Genomic DNA, 18,207 nt, shown 5'->3' with positions numbered 1-18,207 from the left:
GGGGGCGGGCGCGGCGTGATCGCCGGCATCGGCATCGACGTGGTCGACATCGTGCGCTTCGAGCGTTCGGTGGCACGTACCCCTGCGCTGCTCGAGCGGTTGTTCGCTGAGAGCGAACGCCATCGTCCGGCGCGCTCGCTCGCTGCCCGCTTCGCCGCGAAGGAGGCGCTCATCAAGGCCCTCGGCGGTCACGCCGTGATCCGCTGGCACGAGATGATCATCGTCCAGGACGTCGAGGGCAACCCCGACTTCGAGCTGTCGGGCGGGCTCGCCGGCCACGTTCGCGACCTCGGCATCGACCGGGTGCACCTGTCGATGAGCCACGACGCGGGCATCGCGAGTGCGTTCGTCGTGCTCGAGTCGCTCGGGGACGGGCGGCGATGAGCCGCGACCATGCCGGCGGCAACGCGCCCTTCCGCGAGGCCGTCGTCGACCTCGACGCCATCGCCCGCAATGTGCGCACCGTCGCCGAGCGCGTCGCGCCCGCCGAGGTCATGGCCGTCGTCAAGGCGAACGCCTACGGACACGGTGCGGTCGAGGCCGCGAGGGCGGCGCTCGCGGGTGGCGCGACGCGGCTCGGCGTCGCCGACCTCGACGAGGCGTTCGAGCTGCGGCGGGCCGGCATCGACGCACCGGTACTCGCCTGGCTGCACGATCCCGACGCCGACTTCGCGGCCGCCGTGGGCGCGAACGTCGAGATCGGCGTCTCGAGCCTCGACCAGCTCGAGCGGGCCGCCGCGGCGGGCACGCCGGCGCGCACGCCCGCCGCGGTGCACCTGAAGGTCGACACCGGGCTCAGCCGCAACGGGGTGCCCGAAGCCGACTGGCCCGGGGTGGTCGCGCGCGCAGCCGAACTCGAGAGCGATGGGCGGCTGCGGGTGGTGGGCGTCTTCAGCCACTTCGCCAACACCTCGCGCGACGTCGACGCCGCCCAGATCGCGGTGTTCGAGCGGGCGCTCGAGCACGCTGCGGCGGCCGGACTGCATCCTGCTGCGCGCCATCTCGCCTCGTCGGAGCAGGCGTTCCGCGATCCGCGCGCCCGCTTCGACCTCGTGCGCATCGGCATCGCCGCCTACGGGCTCACGCCGTTCGGCGACGGCACGACCGGCACCGACCTCGGACTCACCCCCGCGATGACGCTGCGCGCGCGGGTGGCCGCGGTGCGCCATGTCGAGACCGGTGCCGGAGCCTCGTACGGCCACCTCTGGCATGCCGACGCCCCGACGACCCTCGCCCTCGTGCCGCTCGGATACGCCGACGGCATTCCGCGCCACGCCACCGGCGGCGGCGCCGAGGTGCTCGTGCGCGGTGCGCGTCGACCGGTCGTCGGCCGGGTCGCCATGGACCAGTTCATCGTCGATGTCGGCGACGCGCCCGTCTCGGTCGGCGACGAGGTCGTCGTGTTCGGCGACCCGGCGAGCGGCGCCCCGACGGCCGACGAGTGGGCCGAGGCCTCGGGCACGATCGGCTACGAGATCGTCACGCGCATCGGCCCACGGGTTCCGCGCCGCTACGTCGGCGGCGCCTGATGCGATTCGAGGCGGTCGACACCGACGCCATGGAGACGTTCGGCCGTGAGCTCGGCGCGCAGTTGCGGGCCGGCGACCTCGTGGTGCTCACGGGCGCGCTCGGCGCCGGCAAGACGACGCTGACCCGCGGCATCGGCGCCGGGCTCGGCGTGCGCGGCCCGGTGCAGAGCCCCACGTTCGTGCTCGCCCGCACCCACCCGAACCTCGCGGGCGGCGCCCCGCTCGTGCACGTCGATGCCTATCGACTCGGCGATGCCGCCCTCGTCGACGACCTCGACCTCGATTTCGCGGGGTCGGTCGTCGTCGTCGAGTGGGGGGCCGGACTCGTCGATGACGTGAGCGAGTCGCGTCTCGAGATCGTCATCGAACGGCCCACCGGGGCGAGTCTCGCGGCCGATCCCCTGAGCGATGACGACCTCGACGCCGACGAACCGCGAACGATCACGGTGCGCGGATTCGGGCCCCGTTGGGCGGGCGGACCGTACGCCGCGTGAGCGTAGGCTTGCTCTCATGCTCCTCGCGATCGACACCTCGACGGGCACGAGTGTCGCGGTGGTCGACCGCGACGGCGCCAGTGGTGAACTGCGCTGCCTCGCCGAGACCGGCACCGACGACACCATGCGCCACGCCGAGGTGATCGGCGACTTCATCCGCGAGGCCCTGGCGGGGGCCGGCATCGACAGGGACCGGCTCTCGGGCGTGGCGGCGGGCATGGGCCCCGGCCCGTTCACGGGCCTTCGCGTCGGCATCGCGGCGGCGCACGCGTTCGCCCTCGGCATCGACCGGCCGTTCGTGCCGGTGGTCAGCCATGACGCGATCGCCTGGAGCCGCTACCGCGCGGGCGAAACCAGATCGCTGCAGGTGGTCACCGATGCACGCCGCCGCGAATTCGCCGTCTCCGAGTACGACGGCCTCGACGACGACGGGCTGCCGGTGCGCGTGCTCGGCCCCGGACTCGCCCCGCGCGACGAGGTTCCCGTGGCACGGGGCATCCGCTTCGACGCGACGATCGTCTCGGCCGGCGCGATCGGCATGCTCGCCGAGCTCGCGTTCGCGGCAGGGCGGCTGCCGCTCGCGGCCGACGCGCCGCTCTACCTGCGAGCCCCCGACGTCACTCCCTCCGCCGGAAAGCGGGTGCTCCAGTGAGCGTGCTGATGCGCCGCGCGAAACTCTCCGACCTCGACGCGATCATGCACCTCGAGCGTGAGACGTTCGCCGACGACGCGTGGCCCGAAGAGGCCATGCGTCGCGAGATCGAGAGCCCGCACGGCTACTACCTCGTCGCGGTCGACGAGCCGATCACGGCGAGCGACGCGGCGGCCGATTCCCCGGGCCCCGCCCTGCGCGGATACGCGGGCCTGCTCGCCCCCTCGGGAAGCGAGCAGGGCGACATCCAGACCATCGCCGTCGACCCGTCCAGCCGCGGAATGGGCCTCGGCCGCGGACTCATGCACGCGCTCATCACGGCGGCGCGGCGCCGGCACATCGCCGAGCTGTTCCTCGAGGTGCGGGCCGACAACCCCATCGCCAGAGCCCTCTACGACTCGCTCGGGTTCGAGCAGATCGGCGTGCGGCCGAGGTACTATCGCGGCGGCGTCGATGCCGTGCTGATGCGTCTCGAGGTGAAGCCCGCGGTCACCCGGCCCGCCGACGCGGCGGGTGCGGCCGGCGGCGCCGGCGCGGCGGGCGCGGGCGACACCTCGCGTGAGGACGCCCGATGAACCGAGCCGAACCGCTCATCCTCGGCATCGAGACCTCGTGCGACGAGACCGGCGTCGGCATCGTGCGCGGCACGACCCTGCTCGCCAACATCATCGCCTCGTCGATGGACGAGCACGCCCGCTACGGCGGCGTCGTGCCCGAGGTCGCCGCGCGGGCGCACCTCGAGGCGCTCGGTCCCACGATCCGTGCGGCGCTCGCCGAGGCATCCGTCACGCTCGACGACATCGACGCCGTCGCCGTGACCAGCGGTCCAGGGCTGGCCGGTGCGCTCATGGTGGGCGTCGGCGCGGCGAAGGCCCTCGCGCTCTCGCTCGACGTGCCGATCTACGCCGTCAACCACCTCGTCGGCCACGTGGGAGCCGACCTGCTCGACACCGCCGCGCCCCTCGAGACCCCCACGGTCGCGTTGCTCGTCTCGGGCGGCCACACGTCGCTGCTGCTCGTGCGCGATCTCGTCAGCGACGTCGAACTGCTCGGCGAGACGATCGACGACGCGGCGGGCGAGGCGTTCGACAAGGTCGCCCGGCTGCTCGGTCTGCCGTACCCGGGCGGTCCCGAGATCGATCGCGCGGCCGTCGGCGGCGACCCGAAGGCGATCAGGTTCCCCCGTGGCCTCACCCAGCCGAAAGACCAGGCCGCGCACCGCTACGACTTCAGCTTCTCCGGCCTGAAGACCGCCGTGGCGCGATGGGTCGAGCAGCGCGAGGCAGCGGGCGAACCGGTGCCGCTCGCCGACGTCGCCGCGAGCTTCCGCGAGGCGGTCGTCGACGTGCTCGTCACCAAGGCCATCGCCGCGTGCACCGACCTCGGGGTGCCGCGCCTGCTGCTCGGCGGCGGAGTCGTCGCGAACGCGCGGCTGCGCGAGGTCGCCCGAGAGCGAACGGATGCCGCGGGCATCGACCTGCGCGTGCCGCCGCTCTCGCTCTGCACCGACAACGGCGCCATGATCGCGGCGCTCGCGTCGCAGCTGGTCATGGCGGGGCATCCGCCATCGGGTCTGGGGTTCGGCGCCGACTCCACGCTCCCCGCGACCGAGATCCGCGTCGCCTGACACGGAGAGCCGAGGGTGACGCGGGTCCCTGTGCAGGGTGGGCGCCGCGCGATAGTGTGAAGGCGTACGACCACGGGGGTCGCGGCACGTTCGCCGCGCCCGCGCGATCCCGCCGTCCGGCGCGATCGTTCACACAGCGCATCAAGGGGACCACAGTGACTGATCCGAATCTTCCCGAGCAGCCCGCAGGCGCCGTCCCGCCCGTGCCCCCGGCCCCGCCGGCCGGCGCCCCGGCCGCGCCTTCCGCTCCCGCGTACGGCGCGCCCGCTGCGCCGGCCTACGGTCAGCCCGCGCCCGCCTATGGCCAGCCCGCAGGGGCGAAGACCAACGTGCTGGCGATCATCTCGCTCATCGCGTCGATCGCGGCGTTCGTGATCCTCCCGTTCATCGGATCCATCGCCGGTGTCATCTGCGGCCACATCGCGCTGAGCCAGATCAAGAAGACCGGTGAACAGGGCCGTGGCATGGCCGTCGCCGGGCTCATCGTCGGCTACGTCGGGATCGTTCTTGCGATCATCGGGACGATCGTATTCTTCGCCATCATCGCGTCGATCGCGGCCAACCCGAACCTCTACGTCAACTGAGCCTCGCGTCCGCCGAGAGGGGAACCCGCCCATGAGTGATCCGAAGAACCCCGACCTGCCCGACGTGCCGACCGAGGGCGAGGGGCTCGAGACGCCCGAAGCGGTCGACGTTCCTGCGGCCGCCGAAGCACCCGAGGTCGTCGACCCGCCCGCAGCTGCAGGGGTCGTCGACGCGGCGCCCGCAGCGGCCGATGTCTCGGCGGCCACCGACTCGTCGTCGCTGCCCGACGTCCCGTCGGTGCCCGACGTCCCGTCGGCGCCCGAGCCGCCCGCAGCGCCAGAGCCGCCCGCAGCACCCGAGCCGCCCGCTCCGCCCGTGCCGCCGAGTTACGGCGCCGCGGCGCCTCCGCCACCTGCCGCTCCGCCGGCCTACGGCGCCCCCGCGACCCCGGCAGCCCCGGCGGCCCCGTCCTACGGGGCACCCGCGGCGGGGCAGACGGGGTACGGTGCTCCGGCGGCCCCGACGAGCGGCTACGGCTCGCCCGGCTATGTCGCGCCGGCTTACGGTGCGGCGCCGAGCAAGCCCACGCCGGTCTACAGCCTCATCTCGCTCATCGCGGGAATCGTGGGCGTCGTCGGCTCGTTCGTCGTGTTCATCCCGTTCGTCGGCGGTTTCATGCAGTTGTTCATCCCCGGTGCCGCCGTGGTGCTCGGCTTCATCGGCAAGCGGAGAGAGCCCGCGGCGAAGGGCATGTGGCTCACCGGCCTCGTGCTCGGCTTCGTCGGCCTCGGCATCGCCCTGCTCTCGTTCATCCTGTGGGGTCTCCTGGTCGGGGCGAGCAGCGTGGGCGGCACGTCGTTCTGATCCCGGAGTACTGCGTATGAGCGACCGCGAGCAGATTCCGCCCCAGGACGGGGAGTCCGACCGGGGCGTCGAGGCGGGCGAGGCCGGGTCATCCGTGCCCGTCGCCGACGCCCCGGCCGAGCCGACCCTTCGCGCGAACCCGGCCGTGCGCGAGTTCGACGTGCCCTTCGATACCGGGCAGCTCGAGCGGATCTCGACCGGTCAACTGCTCATCGTGCACCGTCCAGGCGGCGATCTCGTCGAAGCGGCCGAAGAGCAGACCCAGCGGCGCGTGTTCAGCTGGGTGGCTGCGGTCGCCGGCACCATCGGCGCGGTGGCCTCGCTCTTCGTCGGGTGGATGCTGCCGCTCTCGATCGCCGCGATCGTCTTCGGCGTGCTCGGCCTTCGTCGCGAAGCCGAGGGCCGTGCGCTCTCGTTCGTCGGTATCGGCACCGGGCTCGCCGGGCTCGTGTTCTCGGCGGTGTGGATCGGCTACTACGCCATCGTCTTCGGGGCGCTGCCGAACTGAGCCGGGCAGGCGCAGCCGCGCAACGACGGCGCAGCCGTCGACGGACGGCTTAGAGGCGCTCGACCAGCAACGCCACGTGCCTGCCCTGCTCGCGTGTGAGCACGAGCGTGGCGCGCTCGGCGCCCCGCAGCTTGAGGCGGGTGCGCAGCGCGGCCGGGTCGACGTCGATGCCGCGCTTCTTGATCTCGAGGGTGCCGATGCCGCGTGCCTGCAGGGCCTGGCGCAGCTGTCGCTCGTCGGCGGGCATGCGCTCGACGATGCGGAACCCGCGCGCGAACGGCGAGTCGAACGCCGTGTCGGCGGTGAGGTACGCGATGCCGGGGCTCAGCATCCATGCGCCGTTGGTGCGCGCCAGATCGCCGATGAGTCGCGCGCGGATGATCGCACCGTCGGGCTCGTACAGGTAGTCGCCGAGCGGACCGGCGGGCGCGTCTTCGGAGTCGGCGGGCGCGGTGAGCTCGTGCGCCGAATCGCCGCGGATGACGAGGGCCGCGCGCCCGATCCCGGGCCGGGCCACCTGGCCGAACCACACGCCGAGTTCGACGACGTCGCCGTCGACCGAGATCCACTGGGCTTCGGCGCCCTCGGGGATCAGGTCGCGGTCGGTCCCCGGGCCGAGCTTCACGCCGACGGCCATGCGGTCGGCGAGCCCGAAGGCGAAGTCGAGGCTCGGGGAGTAGTCGGCGGCGTCGGCGAGTCTCGTGGTCGTGCCGCCCGCGGTCGTGCGGCGGGCCGGATCGAGCCAGGCGCCCCCGATGCCGCCGAGCGCGACCTGCTCGGCACGTTCGTGCAGCACGCGCACGCGTGGGAACGGGGTGAGGTTGTACGCCGCGATCGCGGCGGTCACCTCATCGGCTTCGGCGGCGGTCACCTCGAGGTCGATGGCCGCCATCGCGAGCGCGTCGCCGCCGATACCGCAACCGAGATCGGCGACGTGCCCCACATCGGCACGCGCGAACCGGCCGGCATGCAGCGCCGCCACCTGCAGTCGGGTCGCCTGCTCGAGGCCGGGTTCGGTGAAGAGCATGCGCGAGGCGAACGGGCCGAACTTGGCCCTGGCCCGGTGGCGCAGCTTCGCCTGGCTGAGCACGGTCGCGACCAGGCCGGGCGGGTGGCCCTGCTTGCGCAGGTCGGCGACGGTCTTCACGATGTCGGCCTTCGCGTCCCACTCGGGCAGGCCGTCGAGCAGCCGCAGCCCTTCGGGCGAGAGCAGTTCGACGAGCTCGGCGCGATCCACCCGGCCACGCTAGCACCCGCGGCCGGTTGGCACTCACGTTGCACGAGTGCCAAATCGCGAATAGACTCGCTTTAGCACTCTCGCTCTGAGGCTGCTAACCCAAGTCTTCGTCAAGACAAGTTCTCAACTCTAGAAAAGGGGTCAACCGTGTCGGTTTCCATCAAGCCGCTCGAGGATCGCATCGTCATCAAGCAGGTCGAGGCCGAGCAGACCACCGCGTCCGGTCTGGTCATCCCCGACACCGCGAAGGAGAAGCCCCAGGAGGGCGAGGTCGTGGCCGTGGGCCCCGGCCGCATCGACGACAACGGCAACCGCGTTCCGCTCGACGTCGCGGTCGGCGACAAGGTGATCTACTCGAAGTACGGCGGCACCGAGGTCAAGTTCGGCGGTGAAGACCTCCTGGTCCTCTCCGCGCGCGACGTGCTGGCCGTCGTCGTTCGCTGAGCGACTCGATCCGACTCGAAGCCCGGGCGCCCGTGAGGGTGCCCGGGCTTCGTCGTTCCCGAGCGGCGGATGTCGCGGCATCCGTCACCCGGATCGCGCTCCGTGCACGACCGTATGTCGACGACGAACGGCAGTCGGGCGAACCCCTCGGCGTCGGCGGCCGGGCGTAGTCTGTGCTGGTGCCATCTCGCTCCATGCCCACGCCCGCGACTGCTGAGCCGGCGAAGCACTCCGGCGACGTCAGTCGCTCGGGCCTCTTCTTCGCCATCGGCGCATACGGGCTGTGGGGCATCCTGCCCATCTACTTCATTGCGCTCGAGCCCACCGGGCCGTTCGAGATCGTGGCGTGGCGCGTGCTGTTCTCGCTCGTGTTCTGCGCGCTGCTCATCGCCGTCACCCGGGCGTGGCGGCCGTTCGCGACGCTCCTGCGCGACCGGCGGGTCGTGCTCACCATGGGACTCGCCGGCCTGCTGATCTTCGTCAACTGGCAGACCTACGTCTACGCGACGCTCAACGGGCAGGTGGTCGAGGCCGCCCTGGGGTACTTCATCAACCCGATCGTCACGGTGCTGCTCGGGGTCATCGTGCTTCGCGAACGGCTGAACGCGACGCAGTGGGTCGCGGTGGGCATCTCGATCGTCGCCGTCATCGTGCTGGCCATCGGCTACGGCCAGCTGCCATGGATCGCCCTCGTGCTGGCGTTCTCGTTCGGTGTCTACGGGCTCATCAAGAAGCGCGTCGGGCCGAAGGTCGACGCAGTGTCGGGGCTCACCCTCGAGACAGCATGGCTCGCGCCGCTCGCCGTCGTGCAGCTCGTCTTCGTCGGCATGACGACGGGGCTCACCATCGGCACCGCTGGGGCCTGGCATACGGTGCTGCTCGTCTCGGCGGGCGCGGTCACCGCGGTGCCGCTGCTCCTGTTCGCCGCGGCCTCCCGTCGGCTTCCGCTCATCTACATGGGGTTCATCCAGTACTTCGCGCCGTTCATCCAGTTCCTCGTGGGCGTGTTCGTGCTGCAGGAGCCGATGCCGCCCGAGCGGTGGATCGGGTTCGGCCTCGTGTGGCTCGCGCTCATCGTGCTCACGGTCGATCTGCTGCGCGGCGTGCGCGCATCGCGACGGATCGTGATCGAGCCGGTCTGAGCGTCCGGTCGCGCCGCGAATGACCCCGATTCGGGGGGTGGATTCGCCCACCGTCCTGACGCGCGATCCGCGCGTCTCGAGCCGGATCCGCGACGAATCCCTGCGTCGGGGCGGGGGTTGAATGTCGAGAAGGTAACGATTCCGCCGGTGTTACACGGTTGTGACCGGTGCATCTTGTTTCCGTTCCACGCCCGGAATACTGTCGAACAACGGCGTCACCACGGCGCTGCATTGTGTACCAATTTCCTTCAGTCCCAAGGAGCAACATGAGCGTATTCGCGAAGGCCTCGGCCAAGCGCTCGGCTCGCGCAGCCTGGACGGGTCTCGCCATCGCCGGCGTCAGCACCCTCCTCCTCACTGCGTGCGCCCAGGGCGGCACGCCGCCGGCCGAGACGGAAACACCGACGGGTGATGCCGGCGACGCCCTGCCCATCGCCGAGGGTGAGCGCGATCTCGCGCTCAAGCTCGGTACGATCCTCCCGCAGAGTGGTACGCTCGCGTTCCTCGGCCCGCCCGAGGAAGCCGGTGTGCAACTCGGCGCCGACGACGTGAACGGCGCCGACTCGGGTCTCGCCGTCGAGGTCGTCTACCGCGATTCGGGCGACACCACCACCGACATCGCCACCGTCTCGGTGACCGACCTGCTCTCGCAAGACGTGTCGGCCATCATCGGCGCTGCCTCGTCGGGTGTGTCGAAGACCGTCATCGACCAGATCGTCGCGGCCGGAGTCGTCCAGTTCTCGCCGGCGAACACGTCTGCCGACTTCACCACCTACAACGACAACAACCTCTACTGGCGCACGGCTCCGTCCGACGTGCTGCAGGGTGAGGTGCTCGGCAACACCATCGCCGACGACGGCAACGCGACGCTCGGCATGATCGTGCTGAACGACGCATACGGCACGGGTCTCGCCGAGTTCACCAAGACCGCCTTCGAAGCGGCCGGTGGCGAGGTCGTCGCCGAGGCGCTCTTCAACGAAGGCGACTCGAGCTTCGATTCGCAGATCGCCGAGGTCACGGCGGCCAACCCCGACGCGATCGCCCTGATCACGTTCGACCAGTCGAAGATCATCACCCCGGCGCTCGTCGGCTCGGGCTTCCCCGGTGACAAGCTGTACTTCGTCGACGGAAACCTCTTCGACTACAGCGCCGACTTCGCTCCCGGGCTCATCACCGGCGCGAAGGGCACCCTGCCGGGCCTCGACGTCGGAACGCTCGGTGACTTCACCGACCGCCTCCTGACCGTCGACCCCGCGCTGACCGACTACAGCTACGCGGCTGAGTCGTACGACGCGGTCACGCTGATCGCGCTCGCGGCCTACGCGGCCAACAGCACCGACGGCGCCGAGATCGCGAAGTACCTGCGTCAGGTCTCGGGTGGTTCTGGCGAGGGCGAGAAGGTCTCCACCTTCGAAGAAGGTGTCGCGCTGCTCGCCGAAGGCCAGCAGATCGACTACGACGGCCCCTCTGGTCCGATCACGTTCGACGAGAACGGCGACCCGACCGAGGCGACCATCGGCATCTTCCAGTTCGCTGACGACAACACCTACTCGCGCATCGGCGACGGCTGATCCGCTGAGTGAGTGAGCGGGGCCCCGGCTACGGCCGGGGCCCCGCTTTCGTGTGCCCGGCCGGCGGGCGCGAGAGGAGGCGATGCGGCCGAGCTGAGAGCACGCGACGACTGCCGAACCTATGGGTCTCAAGGCCTCCTCCCCGCGTCGAGAGGGCACTCGCTGGCCCGATGAGTGCACGCTCAGGGGCTGGGAGGGGAGGTGGGTCGTCTGGCCGCGTCGATGAGTTCCGTCGGGCACCTCGATGAGTTCAGTCGAAAGGGCACTCCCGGCCCCTGGATGGGCTACGAGTGCTCGACATGCAGACCAGGCCATGGGCGCAGGCAACGCGGCAGACGCCGACGAGGGGCCTTCAGTGGGAATGATCAGCTCTGCGAGTACAGGAAAAGGGGCGGAGCCGCCGCAGCGGTCCGCCCCTTCTTCGTGTGGTCGATCTACTCCTCGTCTTGCCCGAGGGTGCCCAGGTAGAGACCGATCACCTTGGGGTCGTTCAGAAGCTCGCGACCTGTGCCGTGATAGGCATCGCGGCCCTGATCGAGCACGTACCCACGGTCGCAGATCTCCAAGCAGCGGCGTGCGTTCTGCTCGACCATGATGGTCGTGACGCCGGCACGGTTGATCTCCCTGACGCGCATGAAGGCCTCGTCTTGACGAACGGGTGAGAGGCCCGCAGACGGCTCGTCGAGCAGCATGACATGCGGGCCCATCATGAGCGCGCGCGACATGGCCACCATCTGACGTTCACCGCCCGACAGTGAGCCGGCACGCTGCGTGAGCCGCTTGCCCAGTTCGGGGAAGATCTCGGTCACGAACTCGAGGCGCTCCTTGAAGCCCTTCGGCTTCAGGTAGAGCCCCATCTCGAGGTTCTCCTGGATGGTGAGCGAGGGGAACACGTTCTCGGTCTGCGGGACGAAGCCGACACCCTGACCGACGAGCTTGTTCGCCTTGAGGTTCGTGATCTCTTCACCGTGGAGGTAGATTCCGCCCTCGCGAACCTTGACGAGCCCGAAGATCGACTTGAGCAGGGTCGACTTGCCGGCGCCGTTCGGGCCGATGATGCCGATGAGCTCACCTTGTGCAGCCGTGAGCGAGCATCCGTTGAGGATGTTCACCCCGGGAAGGTACCCGGCGATCACGTTCCGGACCTCGACGACGAGTTGTTCGGCGGGCGGATCGGCGACGGCCGGTGCGGGACTACTGTTCGTCATCGATGAGCTCCTTCAGTGCTTCGACGTGCTCCGAATCGGCACCCAGATCGGTGTCGTGGTGGGCGCCGAGGTAGGCGTCGATCACGGCAGGGTTCTCCATGACCTTGTGGGGGTCGCCCTCGGCGACCACCTTTCCCTCGGCCATCACGATCACCCAGTCGGCGATGTGCCGCACCATGTGCATGTCGTGCTCGACGAACAGCACGGTCATGCCGGAGGCCTTGAGGTCGAGGATGTGATCGAGCAGGGACTGCTTGAGCGCTGGATTCACGCCGGCCATCGGCTCATCGAGCATGACGAGGGTCGGGTCGCTCATGAGCGCCCGCGCCATCTCGAGGAGCTTGCGCTGCCCGCCCGACATGCTCGCCGCGTAGTCGTCCTTCTTGGCGTCGAGCTTGAATCGGGTCAGCAGCTCCATCGCCTTGGCCTCGATCTCGCCGTCCTGCTTGCGCCAGATCGAGGGGATGAGCGAGCGGAACAGGTTCTCGCCGACCTGGTTCTTCGCGCCGAGCTTCATGTTCTCCATGACCGACAGCAGCGCGAGGGATTTCGTGAGCTGGAAGGTGCGGATGAGCCCCATGCGCGCGACCCGGTAGGCCGGCACGTGGGCGAGCGAGCGACCGTCGAACGACCAGGTGCCGGTGTCGGGCTTGTCGAAGCCCGTGAGCAGGTTGAAGAACGTCGTCTTGCCCGCACCGTTGGGCCCGATGAGCGCCGTGATCGCGCCGCGCGGGATCTCGACGTGCTCGACGTCGACGGCGGTCAGGCCGCCGAACGTGCGCCTCACGCCGTCGGCGATCAGGATCGGGTCGACCTTCCGCACACCCGGTGCGGCATCGCCGACGTGGAGGCCGGTGGTCTTCACCGGCTTGGACGTGGGAGTGACACTACTTGACAAAAGCCAACTCCTTCTTGTTTCCGAGGAGGCCTTGTGGCATGAACACCACGATCAACATGATCGCGACCCCGACGAGGATGAACCGCAGCTGGCCGGCCTGCACCTGCGTCATGAAGGGGAACCAGCCGGCCGTGACCGCACGGGAGACGAATCCCGAGAAGAACGACAGCAGCACCCAGAAGACGATCGAACCAACGATCGGTCCGAGAATGGTGGCCGCTCCGCCGAGGAGTAGGACCGCATAGATGACGAACGTCAGTGTCGGCTGGAAGTACGACGGCACGACCGCTCGCGGCAGCACGAAGAGTATTCCGGCCAGGGTTCCGAGAAGACCACCGAGTATGAGGCTCTGGATCTTGTAGGAGTACACGTTCTTGCCGAGCGCTCGCACGGCGTCTTCGTCTTCGCGGATGCCCTTGACGACACGGCCCCACGGGCTGCGCATGATGAGCCAGGTGAAGACCGCGGCGATCGCCACGACGATCCACGCGATCACGAGGAAGAACCACACGCGGTTGTCGAACACGAACGGCCCGAATCCGTATCGGCCCGGCGGGAACGGGTTCAGCGCGAGCAGGTCGACCTGGAACTCCGAGAGGCCGTTCGCCGAGCCGGTGACGGCCCGGAACTCGTTCGTCGTGAAGATCAGCCGCAGCACCTCGGCCGCCGCGATCGTCACGATCGCCAGGTAGTCGGCGCGCAACCGCAGCGTCGGAATACCGAGGATGAGCGCGAAGATCACCGAGGCGGCGAGCGCAGTGAGCACGCAGGCCCAGAAGGGCCATCCCAGTTTGAGGGCTGGGATGGCGTACCCGTAGGCGCCGAGCAGCATGAAGCCCGCCTGACCGAAATTCAGCAGGCCGGTGTAGCCGAAGTGGATCGCCAGACCCAGCGCGGCGAGTGCGTAGGCAGCGGTGGTCGGGCTGATCAGCTCGACTGCCGCGTTTCCGAAGATTGCTCCCCAATCCATGTGCGGGCCTCCTATCCAATTCTCTCTCGACGACCCAGGATGCCCTGTGGCCGGAACAGCAGCACGATGATCATGATGACCAGGGCGCCCACGTACTTCATGTCACTGGGCAGCCAGAGTGTCGACACCTCGACGAAGAGTCCGACGATGAGCGCACCGACCAAGGCGCCGAAGGCCGTGCCGAGGCCGCCGAGCACGACGGCGGCGAAGATGAGCAGCAGGATCTGGAAGCCCATGTCCCAGCTCACCCCGGGGCGGAAGTACGCCCAGAGGATGCCCGACAGGCCGGCCAGTGCCGCTCCGAGCACCCAGACGATGCGGATCACGAAGTTCACGTCGATGCCGCTCGCCGAGGCGAGACTGGAGTTGTCGGCGACGGCTCGCGTCGCCTTGCCGATGCGGGTTCGCACCAGGAAGAAGGCGACGGCCAAGAGAACGACGATGCTGATCGCCATACTGGCGATATCGATCCAGGTGAGCGAGATCGGTCCGATGTTGATGCGAGGGGTGCCGGTCGCCCCGACGAGCTGTTGCGTCTGTCCTCCGTAGAAGAACTGATACGTGTATCGCAACGCGAGGGAGAGGCCGATGCTCACGATCATCAGCGGAATGAGGCCGACGCCCCTCTTGCGCAGCGGTTTCCAGATCCCTGCATCGAGCACCCACCCGAGGATGCCGCTCAGCACCACCGCGATGATGATGGCGAGCCAGATCGGCACGCCCAACGTGCCTCCGAAGGTCAGGGTCATCAGGGCGCCGAACGTGATCAACTCGGCGTGCGCGAAGTTCGACAACCCTGTCGTGCCGAAGATGAGCGAGAGGCCGATCGCCGCGAGTGCGAGCAGCAGCCCGAAGTTCAGGCCGTTCACTGCGCGCTGCACGAACTGGTCGAAGAAGCTGACCGTCGTGCGCACCCCCTCACCGAGGAAGAAGTTCACCGAGGCGTTACGGGTGAGTCCGAACTCGGCCTCGCGTTCAGCGCCGCCCTCCTCCACGACGATGACGCCCTCGGGCAGGGTGTCCTCGTCGAGCGTGACCGTGAAGGTGCCCTCATTGTCGGGCACCCCGACCTCCCAGCGCCCATCGGCGTCGGTCTCGGTCTCGGTCTCGAAGCCGCCGCCCTCGACGGTGATTCGCACGCCTTCGACGGGCTCGCCCTCGAACTGCACATTCCCGCGGAAGTTGTACTCGAAATCCTCTACGGGTTCTTCGGTCGCTCCGGGTTCTTCGGTCGCTGCGGGTTCTTCGGTCGCTGCGGGCTCTTCGGTCGCCGAGGCCGCACTCACATCCTCCGCCATCGCAGGGGACGCTGCGATGCCGGACAGGGTGAGTGCAGACAACAAGACTGCGAGGAGTATGAGCCACCTCCCGGGTGACCGTTTGGCGACAGACTGCGTGGGTTCCACTGCACCTCCAAGGGGTCCGAGGGCCTGTGGACCCCGGGACCGGTCCTTACTGCTGACAACGTCGTCGACAGTACGTGCCGATTATGTCTCATGTGTTTCGACATGCGCGCAATCAGCCCTCGATTGTTATCCGGGGAATGCCCGCAGCGCAAACTCGTTTAACATTGATGCACCGCCTTAACCCTCGATCGCGCCCTTTCTCGGGCGCGACACCGACTCGGGCACAACATGAAGGGAAGTCATGGATCAGGCAGATCCGTTCGGATTCACGGGACTCACGTACGACGACGTCCTCCTCCTGCCAGGTCACACCGACGTGATCCCGAGCGAAGCCGAGACGGCTTCACAGCTCACCCGCCGCATCCAGGTCGCGACTCCTCTGCTGTCGGCCGCCATGGACACCGTCACCGAGGCCCGAATGGCGATCGCCATGGCGCGCCAGGGCGGCATCGGCATCCTGCATCGCAACCTCTCGATCGAAGATCAGGCCGACATGGTCGACCGGGTCAAGCGCAGCGAGTCCGGCATGGTCTCGAACCCGGTGACGACCACACCCGACTCGACCGTCGCCGATGTCGATGCGCTGTGCGCGACCTATCGCGTGAGCGGACTTCCCGTGGTCGACGGCGACGGCAAGCTCGTCGGCATCATCTCGAACCGCGACATGCGATTCGTGGCCGAGTTCGAGAAGGCCACCACGAAGGTCAGCGATGTCATGACCAAGATGCCGCTCATCACTGGACGGGTCGGCATGAATCCCGACGAGGCGCTCGCCATCTTCGCCGAGCACAAGGTCGAGAAGCTCCCCCTCGTCGACGACGACGGATACCTCACCGGTCTCATCACCGTGAAGGACTTCGACAAGTCCGAGCAGTACCCGAATGCCACGAAAGACGGCGAGGGGCGCCTCCGCGTCGGCGCGGCGATGGGCTTCTTCGGCGACGCCTGGGAGCGTGCCGAGGCCTTGCGCGACGCCGGAGTCGATGTGCTCGTCGTCGACACCGCCAACGGAGAGTCGGCGGGCGTGCTCGACATCATCCGCCGGCTGAAGTCCGACCCGACGTTCGCGCACATCGACGTCATCGGCGGCAACGTGGCGACCTACGAGGGCGCGAAGGCGCTCGTCGACGCGGGTGCCGACGCCGTCAAGGTGGGGGTCGGCCCCGGCTCGATCTGCACGACCCGTGTCGTCGCGGGTGTGGGCGTGCCGCAGATCACCGCCGTATACGAGGCATCCAAGGCCACGAAGCCGGCGGGAGTTCCGCTCATCGCCGACGGCGGCCTGCAGTACTCGGGCGACATCGCGAAGGCGCTCGTCGCCGGCGCCGACACCGTCATGCTCGGCTCGCTGCTCGCGGGAACGGCGGAGAGCCCGGGCGAACTCGTCTTCCAGAACGGCAAGCAGTTCAAGGCCTACCGCGGCATGGGATCCCTCGGCGCCCTGCAGACGCGCGGCCAGAAGACGTCGTACTCGAAAGACCGGTACTTCCAGGCGGATGTCCCGTCGGACGACAAGCTCATCCCCGAGGGCATCGAGGGGCAGGTTCCCTATCGCGGTCCCCTCTCGGCGGTCGCATACCAGCTCATCGGCGGGCTGCGTCAGTCGATGTTCTACGTCGGTGCCCGCACCGTCGCCGAGCTGAAGTCGAAGGGCAGGTTCGTGCGCATCACCCCCGCGGGGCTCAAGGAATCGCACCCGCACGACGTGCAGATCGTCGTCGAGGCACCGAACTACACGCGCTGACGGTCAGCGCGGCGCGGCGGAGCCGCGACGCGCTTCCGTCAGAACGGCGGGAGCCGTAGCGCTCGCGACGCGCCAGCGTTGCGAAGCGTGCTGCGGAAGACCGCGAACCGCGGGCCCCGCAGCCGCGAAGCGCCGGCGCGCCAGCGCCGCGACCAGTGCTCAGCTGGTGCGTGCCTCGGCGAGGCGGGTGATCGCCTCGTCGAGCACCTCGGGCGTGCACGCGAAGTTGAGCCGAACGTGTCCGCGGCCGACGGTCGCCCCGAACTCGGTGCCGATGCCGAGCGCCACCTTCGCGTGTTCGAGCGCGTGCCTGGCCGGATTGTCGCCCCAGCCCAGGGCCGAAAGGTCGAGCCACGCGAGGTACGTCGCGTCGGGCATGCGATAGCGCACCCCGGGAAGCTCTTCGGAGATGAGCTCGGCGAGCAGGCGACGGTTGTCGTCGAGGCTGCCGAGCACACCGTCGAGCCAGCGCCCGCCCTGGGTGAACGCGGCGATCGAGGCGATCGCGCCGAACTGGCTCATGCGCCACTCGACCTCGTACGGCAGGGCCGCACGCACCCGGTCGCCGCGCTCGCTCGCGGTGACGATGAGCGCCGCCTTCAGGCCCGGGATGTTGAACGACTTCGAGGCCGACGTGATCGCGACGCCGTGCTCGCGGGCCGCGTCGGACACCATGAGGAACGGTGTGTAGTCGACACCCGGTTGCACGAGTGGCCCGTGCACCTCGTCGGACACGATCGTCGCGCCGTGGCGGGCCGCGATCTCGGCGAGGGAGGTCAGCTGTGCGGCGCTCGGCACCAGGCCGATCGGGTTGTGGGGATTGCACAGCACCATCGCCTTGGCTCCGGCGGCGAAGGCGGCGTCGATGCCGTCGAGGTCGAGCGCCCAGCCCTCGTCGATGCCGCCGAGCATCGGTGCATCGACGACGACGGCTGACGCCTCGGTGACCAGGTCGAAGAACGGTGGGTAGATCGGCGGTGTGATGATCACCCCGTCGCCGGGGCTGGTGACGCGGCGCAGCACCTCGACGATGCCCATGCTGACGTCGGCGGTGCACGTCACCCGAGCTGGGTCGACCTGCCAACCGAGCCGGGTCGTGGCGAAGCCCTCGAAGGCGTCGGCGACCGGCCGGCTGCCCGAGTGGTACCCCGTGTCGGAGCGCCGGACGGCGGCCTGCAGCGCCTCGGCGATCGGCTCGGCGAGCGGGTAGTCCATCTCGGCGACGGGCAGGGGCAGTACGTCGTCGGCGTAGCTGCGCCATTTCGCGCTCGTGCGGCTGCGCAGGACGTCGAGCGGTTCAGCGGCGATGCGATGCATGACCCCAGCTTGCCGCAGAAGGGCGTGGAGTGGCAGGGCGGCCGCGCACGCGATACGCTGATCGGCTGCCT

The 18,207-nt window shown here is 69.3% G+C and carries 19 protein-coding genes; 13 read left to right on the top strand and 6 right to left on the bottom strand.

What is annotated here, in order from left to right; translation table 11 throughout:
* Nucleotides 1-15 precede the first annotated feature (15 nt).
* The 9 genes from LSF15_RS08005 (at nucleotide 16) to LSF15_RS07965 (ending at nucleotide 6,199) form a co-directional block, all read left to right on the top strand.
* Nucleotides 16-384 (top strand): holo-ACP synthase, encoded by a 369-nt coding sequence (locus LSF15_RS08005; RefSeq protein ID WP_232498015.1) that lies wholly within the window; start codon nucleotides 16-18, stop codon nucleotides 382-384.
* Complete coding sequence (alr, locus tag LSF15_RS08000; RefSeq protein ID WP_232498014.1) at nucleotides 381-1,529, top strand: alanine racemase; 1,149 nt, start codon at nucleotides 381-383, stop codon at nucleotides 1,527-1,529. Before LSF15_RS08005 ends, alr begins: the two co-directional genes overlap by 4 nt.
* Complete coding sequence (gene tsaE / locus LSF15_RS07995; protein WP_232498013.1) at nucleotides 1,529-2,023, top strand: tRNA (adenosine(37)-N6)-threonylcarbamoyltransferase complex ATPase subunit type 1 TsaE; 495 nt, start codon at nucleotides 1,529-1,531, stop codon at nucleotides 2,021-2,023. Before alr ends, tsaE begins: the two co-directional genes overlap by 1 nt.
* A gap of 16 nt (nucleotides 2,024-2,039) precedes the next feature.
* The gene (tsaB, locus tag LSF15_RS07990; RefSeq protein WP_232498012.1) at nucleotides 2,040-2,675 is read left to right on the top strand and encodes a tRNA (adenosine(37)-N6)-threonylcarbamoyltransferase complex dimerization subunit type 1 TsaB; all 636 of its coding nucleotides are present in this window, start codon (nucleotides 2,040-2,042) and stop codon (nucleotides 2,673-2,675) included.
* An 8-nt stretch (nucleotides 2,676-2,683) separates the two neighbouring features.
* The gene (rimI, locus tag LSF15_RS07985; protein ID WP_232498011.1) at nucleotides 2,684-3,250 is read left to right on the top strand and encodes a ribosomal protein S18-alanine N-acetyltransferase; all 567 of its coding nucleotides are present in this window, start codon (nucleotides 2,684-2,686) and stop codon (nucleotides 3,248-3,250) included.
* A complete protein-coding gene (gene tsaD, locus LSF15_RS07980) occupies nucleotides 3,247-4,302 on the top strand; it encodes a tRNA (adenosine(37)-N6)-threonylcarbamoyltransferase complex transferase subunit TsaD (protein WP_232498010.1) in 1,056 nt (351 codons plus the stop codon). Before rimI ends, tsaD begins: the two co-directional genes overlap by 4 nt.
* A gap of 155 nt (nucleotides 4,303-4,457) precedes the next feature.
* On the top strand, nucleotides 4,458-4,886 hold the full coding sequence (locus tag LSF15_RS07975) for a DUF4190 domain-containing protein (RefSeq protein WP_232498009.1): 429 nt from the start codon (nucleotides 4,458-4,460) through the stop codon (nucleotides 4,884-4,886).
* Nucleotides 4,887-4,917: 31 nt separating this feature from the next.
* On the top strand, nucleotides 4,918-5,691 hold the full coding sequence (locus LSF15_RS07970; RefSeq protein ID WP_232498008.1) for a DUF4190 domain-containing protein: 774 nt from the start codon (nucleotides 4,918-4,920) through the stop codon (nucleotides 5,689-5,691).
* A gap of 16 nt (nucleotides 5,692-5,707) precedes the next feature.
* Complete coding sequence (locus tag LSF15_RS07965) at nucleotides 5,708-6,199, top strand: DUF4190 domain-containing protein (RefSeq protein WP_232498007.1); 492 nt, start codon at nucleotides 5,708-5,710, stop codon at nucleotides 6,197-6,199.
* A 49-nt stretch (nucleotides 6,200-6,248) separates the two neighbouring features.
* Here the strand turns inward: LSF15_RS07965 and LSF15_RS07960 are convergent, their stop codons facing one another.
* The gene (locus LSF15_RS07960) at nucleotides 6,249-7,436 is read right to left on the bottom strand and encodes a class I SAM-dependent methyltransferase (protein WP_232498006.1); all 1,188 of its coding nucleotides are present in this window, start codon (nucleotides 7,434-7,436) and stop codon (nucleotides 6,249-6,251) included.
* A gap of 147 nt (nucleotides 7,437-7,583) precedes the next feature.
* Between LSF15_RS07960 and groES the strand changes: the two genes are divergently transcribed.
* The 3 genes from groES (at nucleotide 7,584) to LSF15_RS07945 (ending at nucleotide 10,593) form a co-directional block, all read left to right on the top strand.
* Nucleotides 7,584-7,880 (top strand): co-chaperone GroES, encoded by a 297-nt coding sequence (gene groES / locus LSF15_RS07955; protein ID WP_056010764.1) that lies wholly within the window; start codon nucleotides 7,584-7,586, stop codon nucleotides 7,878-7,880.
* Nucleotides 7,881-8,074: 194 nt separating this feature from the next.
* On the top strand, nucleotides 8,075-9,022 hold the full coding sequence (gene rarD / locus LSF15_RS07950) for an EamA family transporter RarD (protein ID WP_232498263.1): 948 nt from the start codon (nucleotides 8,075-8,077) through the stop codon (nucleotides 9,020-9,022).
* 266 nt (nucleotides 9,023-9,288) lie between these two features.
* On the top strand, nucleotides 9,289-10,593 hold the full coding sequence (locus tag LSF15_RS07945; protein ID WP_232498005.1) for an ABC transporter substrate-binding protein: 1,305 nt from the start codon (nucleotides 9,289-9,291) through the stop codon (nucleotides 10,591-10,593).
* A gap of 434 nt (nucleotides 10,594-11,027) precedes the next feature.
* Here LSF15_RS07945 and LSF15_RS07940 read toward each other — a convergent pair whose 3' ends face one another.
* Genes LSF15_RS07940 through LSF15_RS07925 form a run of 4 tightly spaced genes read right to left on the bottom strand, consistent with a single transcriptional unit; the run spans nucleotide 11,028 to nucleotide 14,967 of the window.
* Entirely contained in the window at nucleotides 11,028-11,801 is a 774-nt protein-coding gene (locus tag LSF15_RS07940) for an ABC transporter ATP-binding protein (protein ID WP_232498004.1), read from the bottom strand.
* A complete protein-coding gene (locus LSF15_RS07935; protein WP_232498003.1) occupies nucleotides 11,788-12,699 on the bottom strand; it encodes an ABC transporter ATP-binding protein in 912 nt (303 codons plus the stop codon). Before LSF15_RS07935 ends, LSF15_RS07940 begins: the two co-directional genes overlap by 14 nt.
* On the bottom strand, nucleotides 12,689-13,669 hold the full coding sequence (locus LSF15_RS07930; protein WP_232498002.1) for a branched-chain amino acid ABC transporter permease: 981 nt from the start codon (nucleotides 13,667-13,669) through the stop codon (nucleotides 12,689-12,691). The genes LSF15_RS07935 and LSF15_RS07930 overlap by 11 nt, the downstream gene beginning before the upstream one ends.
* Nucleotides 13,670-13,680: 11 nt before the next feature.
* Nucleotides 13,681-14,967, bottom strand: a complete 1,287-nt coding sequence (locus LSF15_RS07925; RefSeq protein ID WP_232498001.1) for a branched-chain amino acid ABC transporter permease — start codon at nucleotides 14,965-14,967, stop codon at nucleotides 13,681-13,683.
* Between the two features lie 349 nt (nucleotides 14,968-15,316).
* Between LSF15_RS07925 and guaB the strand changes: the two genes are divergently transcribed.
* A complete protein-coding gene (gene guaB / locus LSF15_RS07920) occupies nucleotides 15,317-16,819 on the top strand; it encodes an IMP dehydrogenase (protein WP_232498000.1) in 1,503 nt (500 codons plus the stop codon).
* 159 nt (nucleotides 16,820-16,978) lie between these two features.
* On the opposite strand, the gene LSF15_RS07915 is transcribed toward guaB, so the two are convergent.
* The gene (locus tag LSF15_RS07915; protein WP_232497999.1) at nucleotides 16,979-18,136 is read right to left on the bottom strand and encodes a MalY/PatB family protein; all 1,158 of its coding nucleotides are present in this window, start codon (nucleotides 18,134-18,136) and stop codon (nucleotides 16,979-16,981) included.
* Nucleotides 18,137-18,207 lie beyond the last annotated feature (71 nt).

Origin of the sequence: Agromyces humatus (assembly GCF_021228295.1) — a bacterium.
GTDB classification, from domain to species: Bacteria; Actinomycetota; Actinomycetes; order Actinomycetales; family Microbacteriaceae; genus Agromyces; species Agromyces humatus.
The sequence above is the reverse complement of the archived record's forward strand: the minus strand, read 5'-3'. Positions and strand labels throughout refer to the sequence as shown.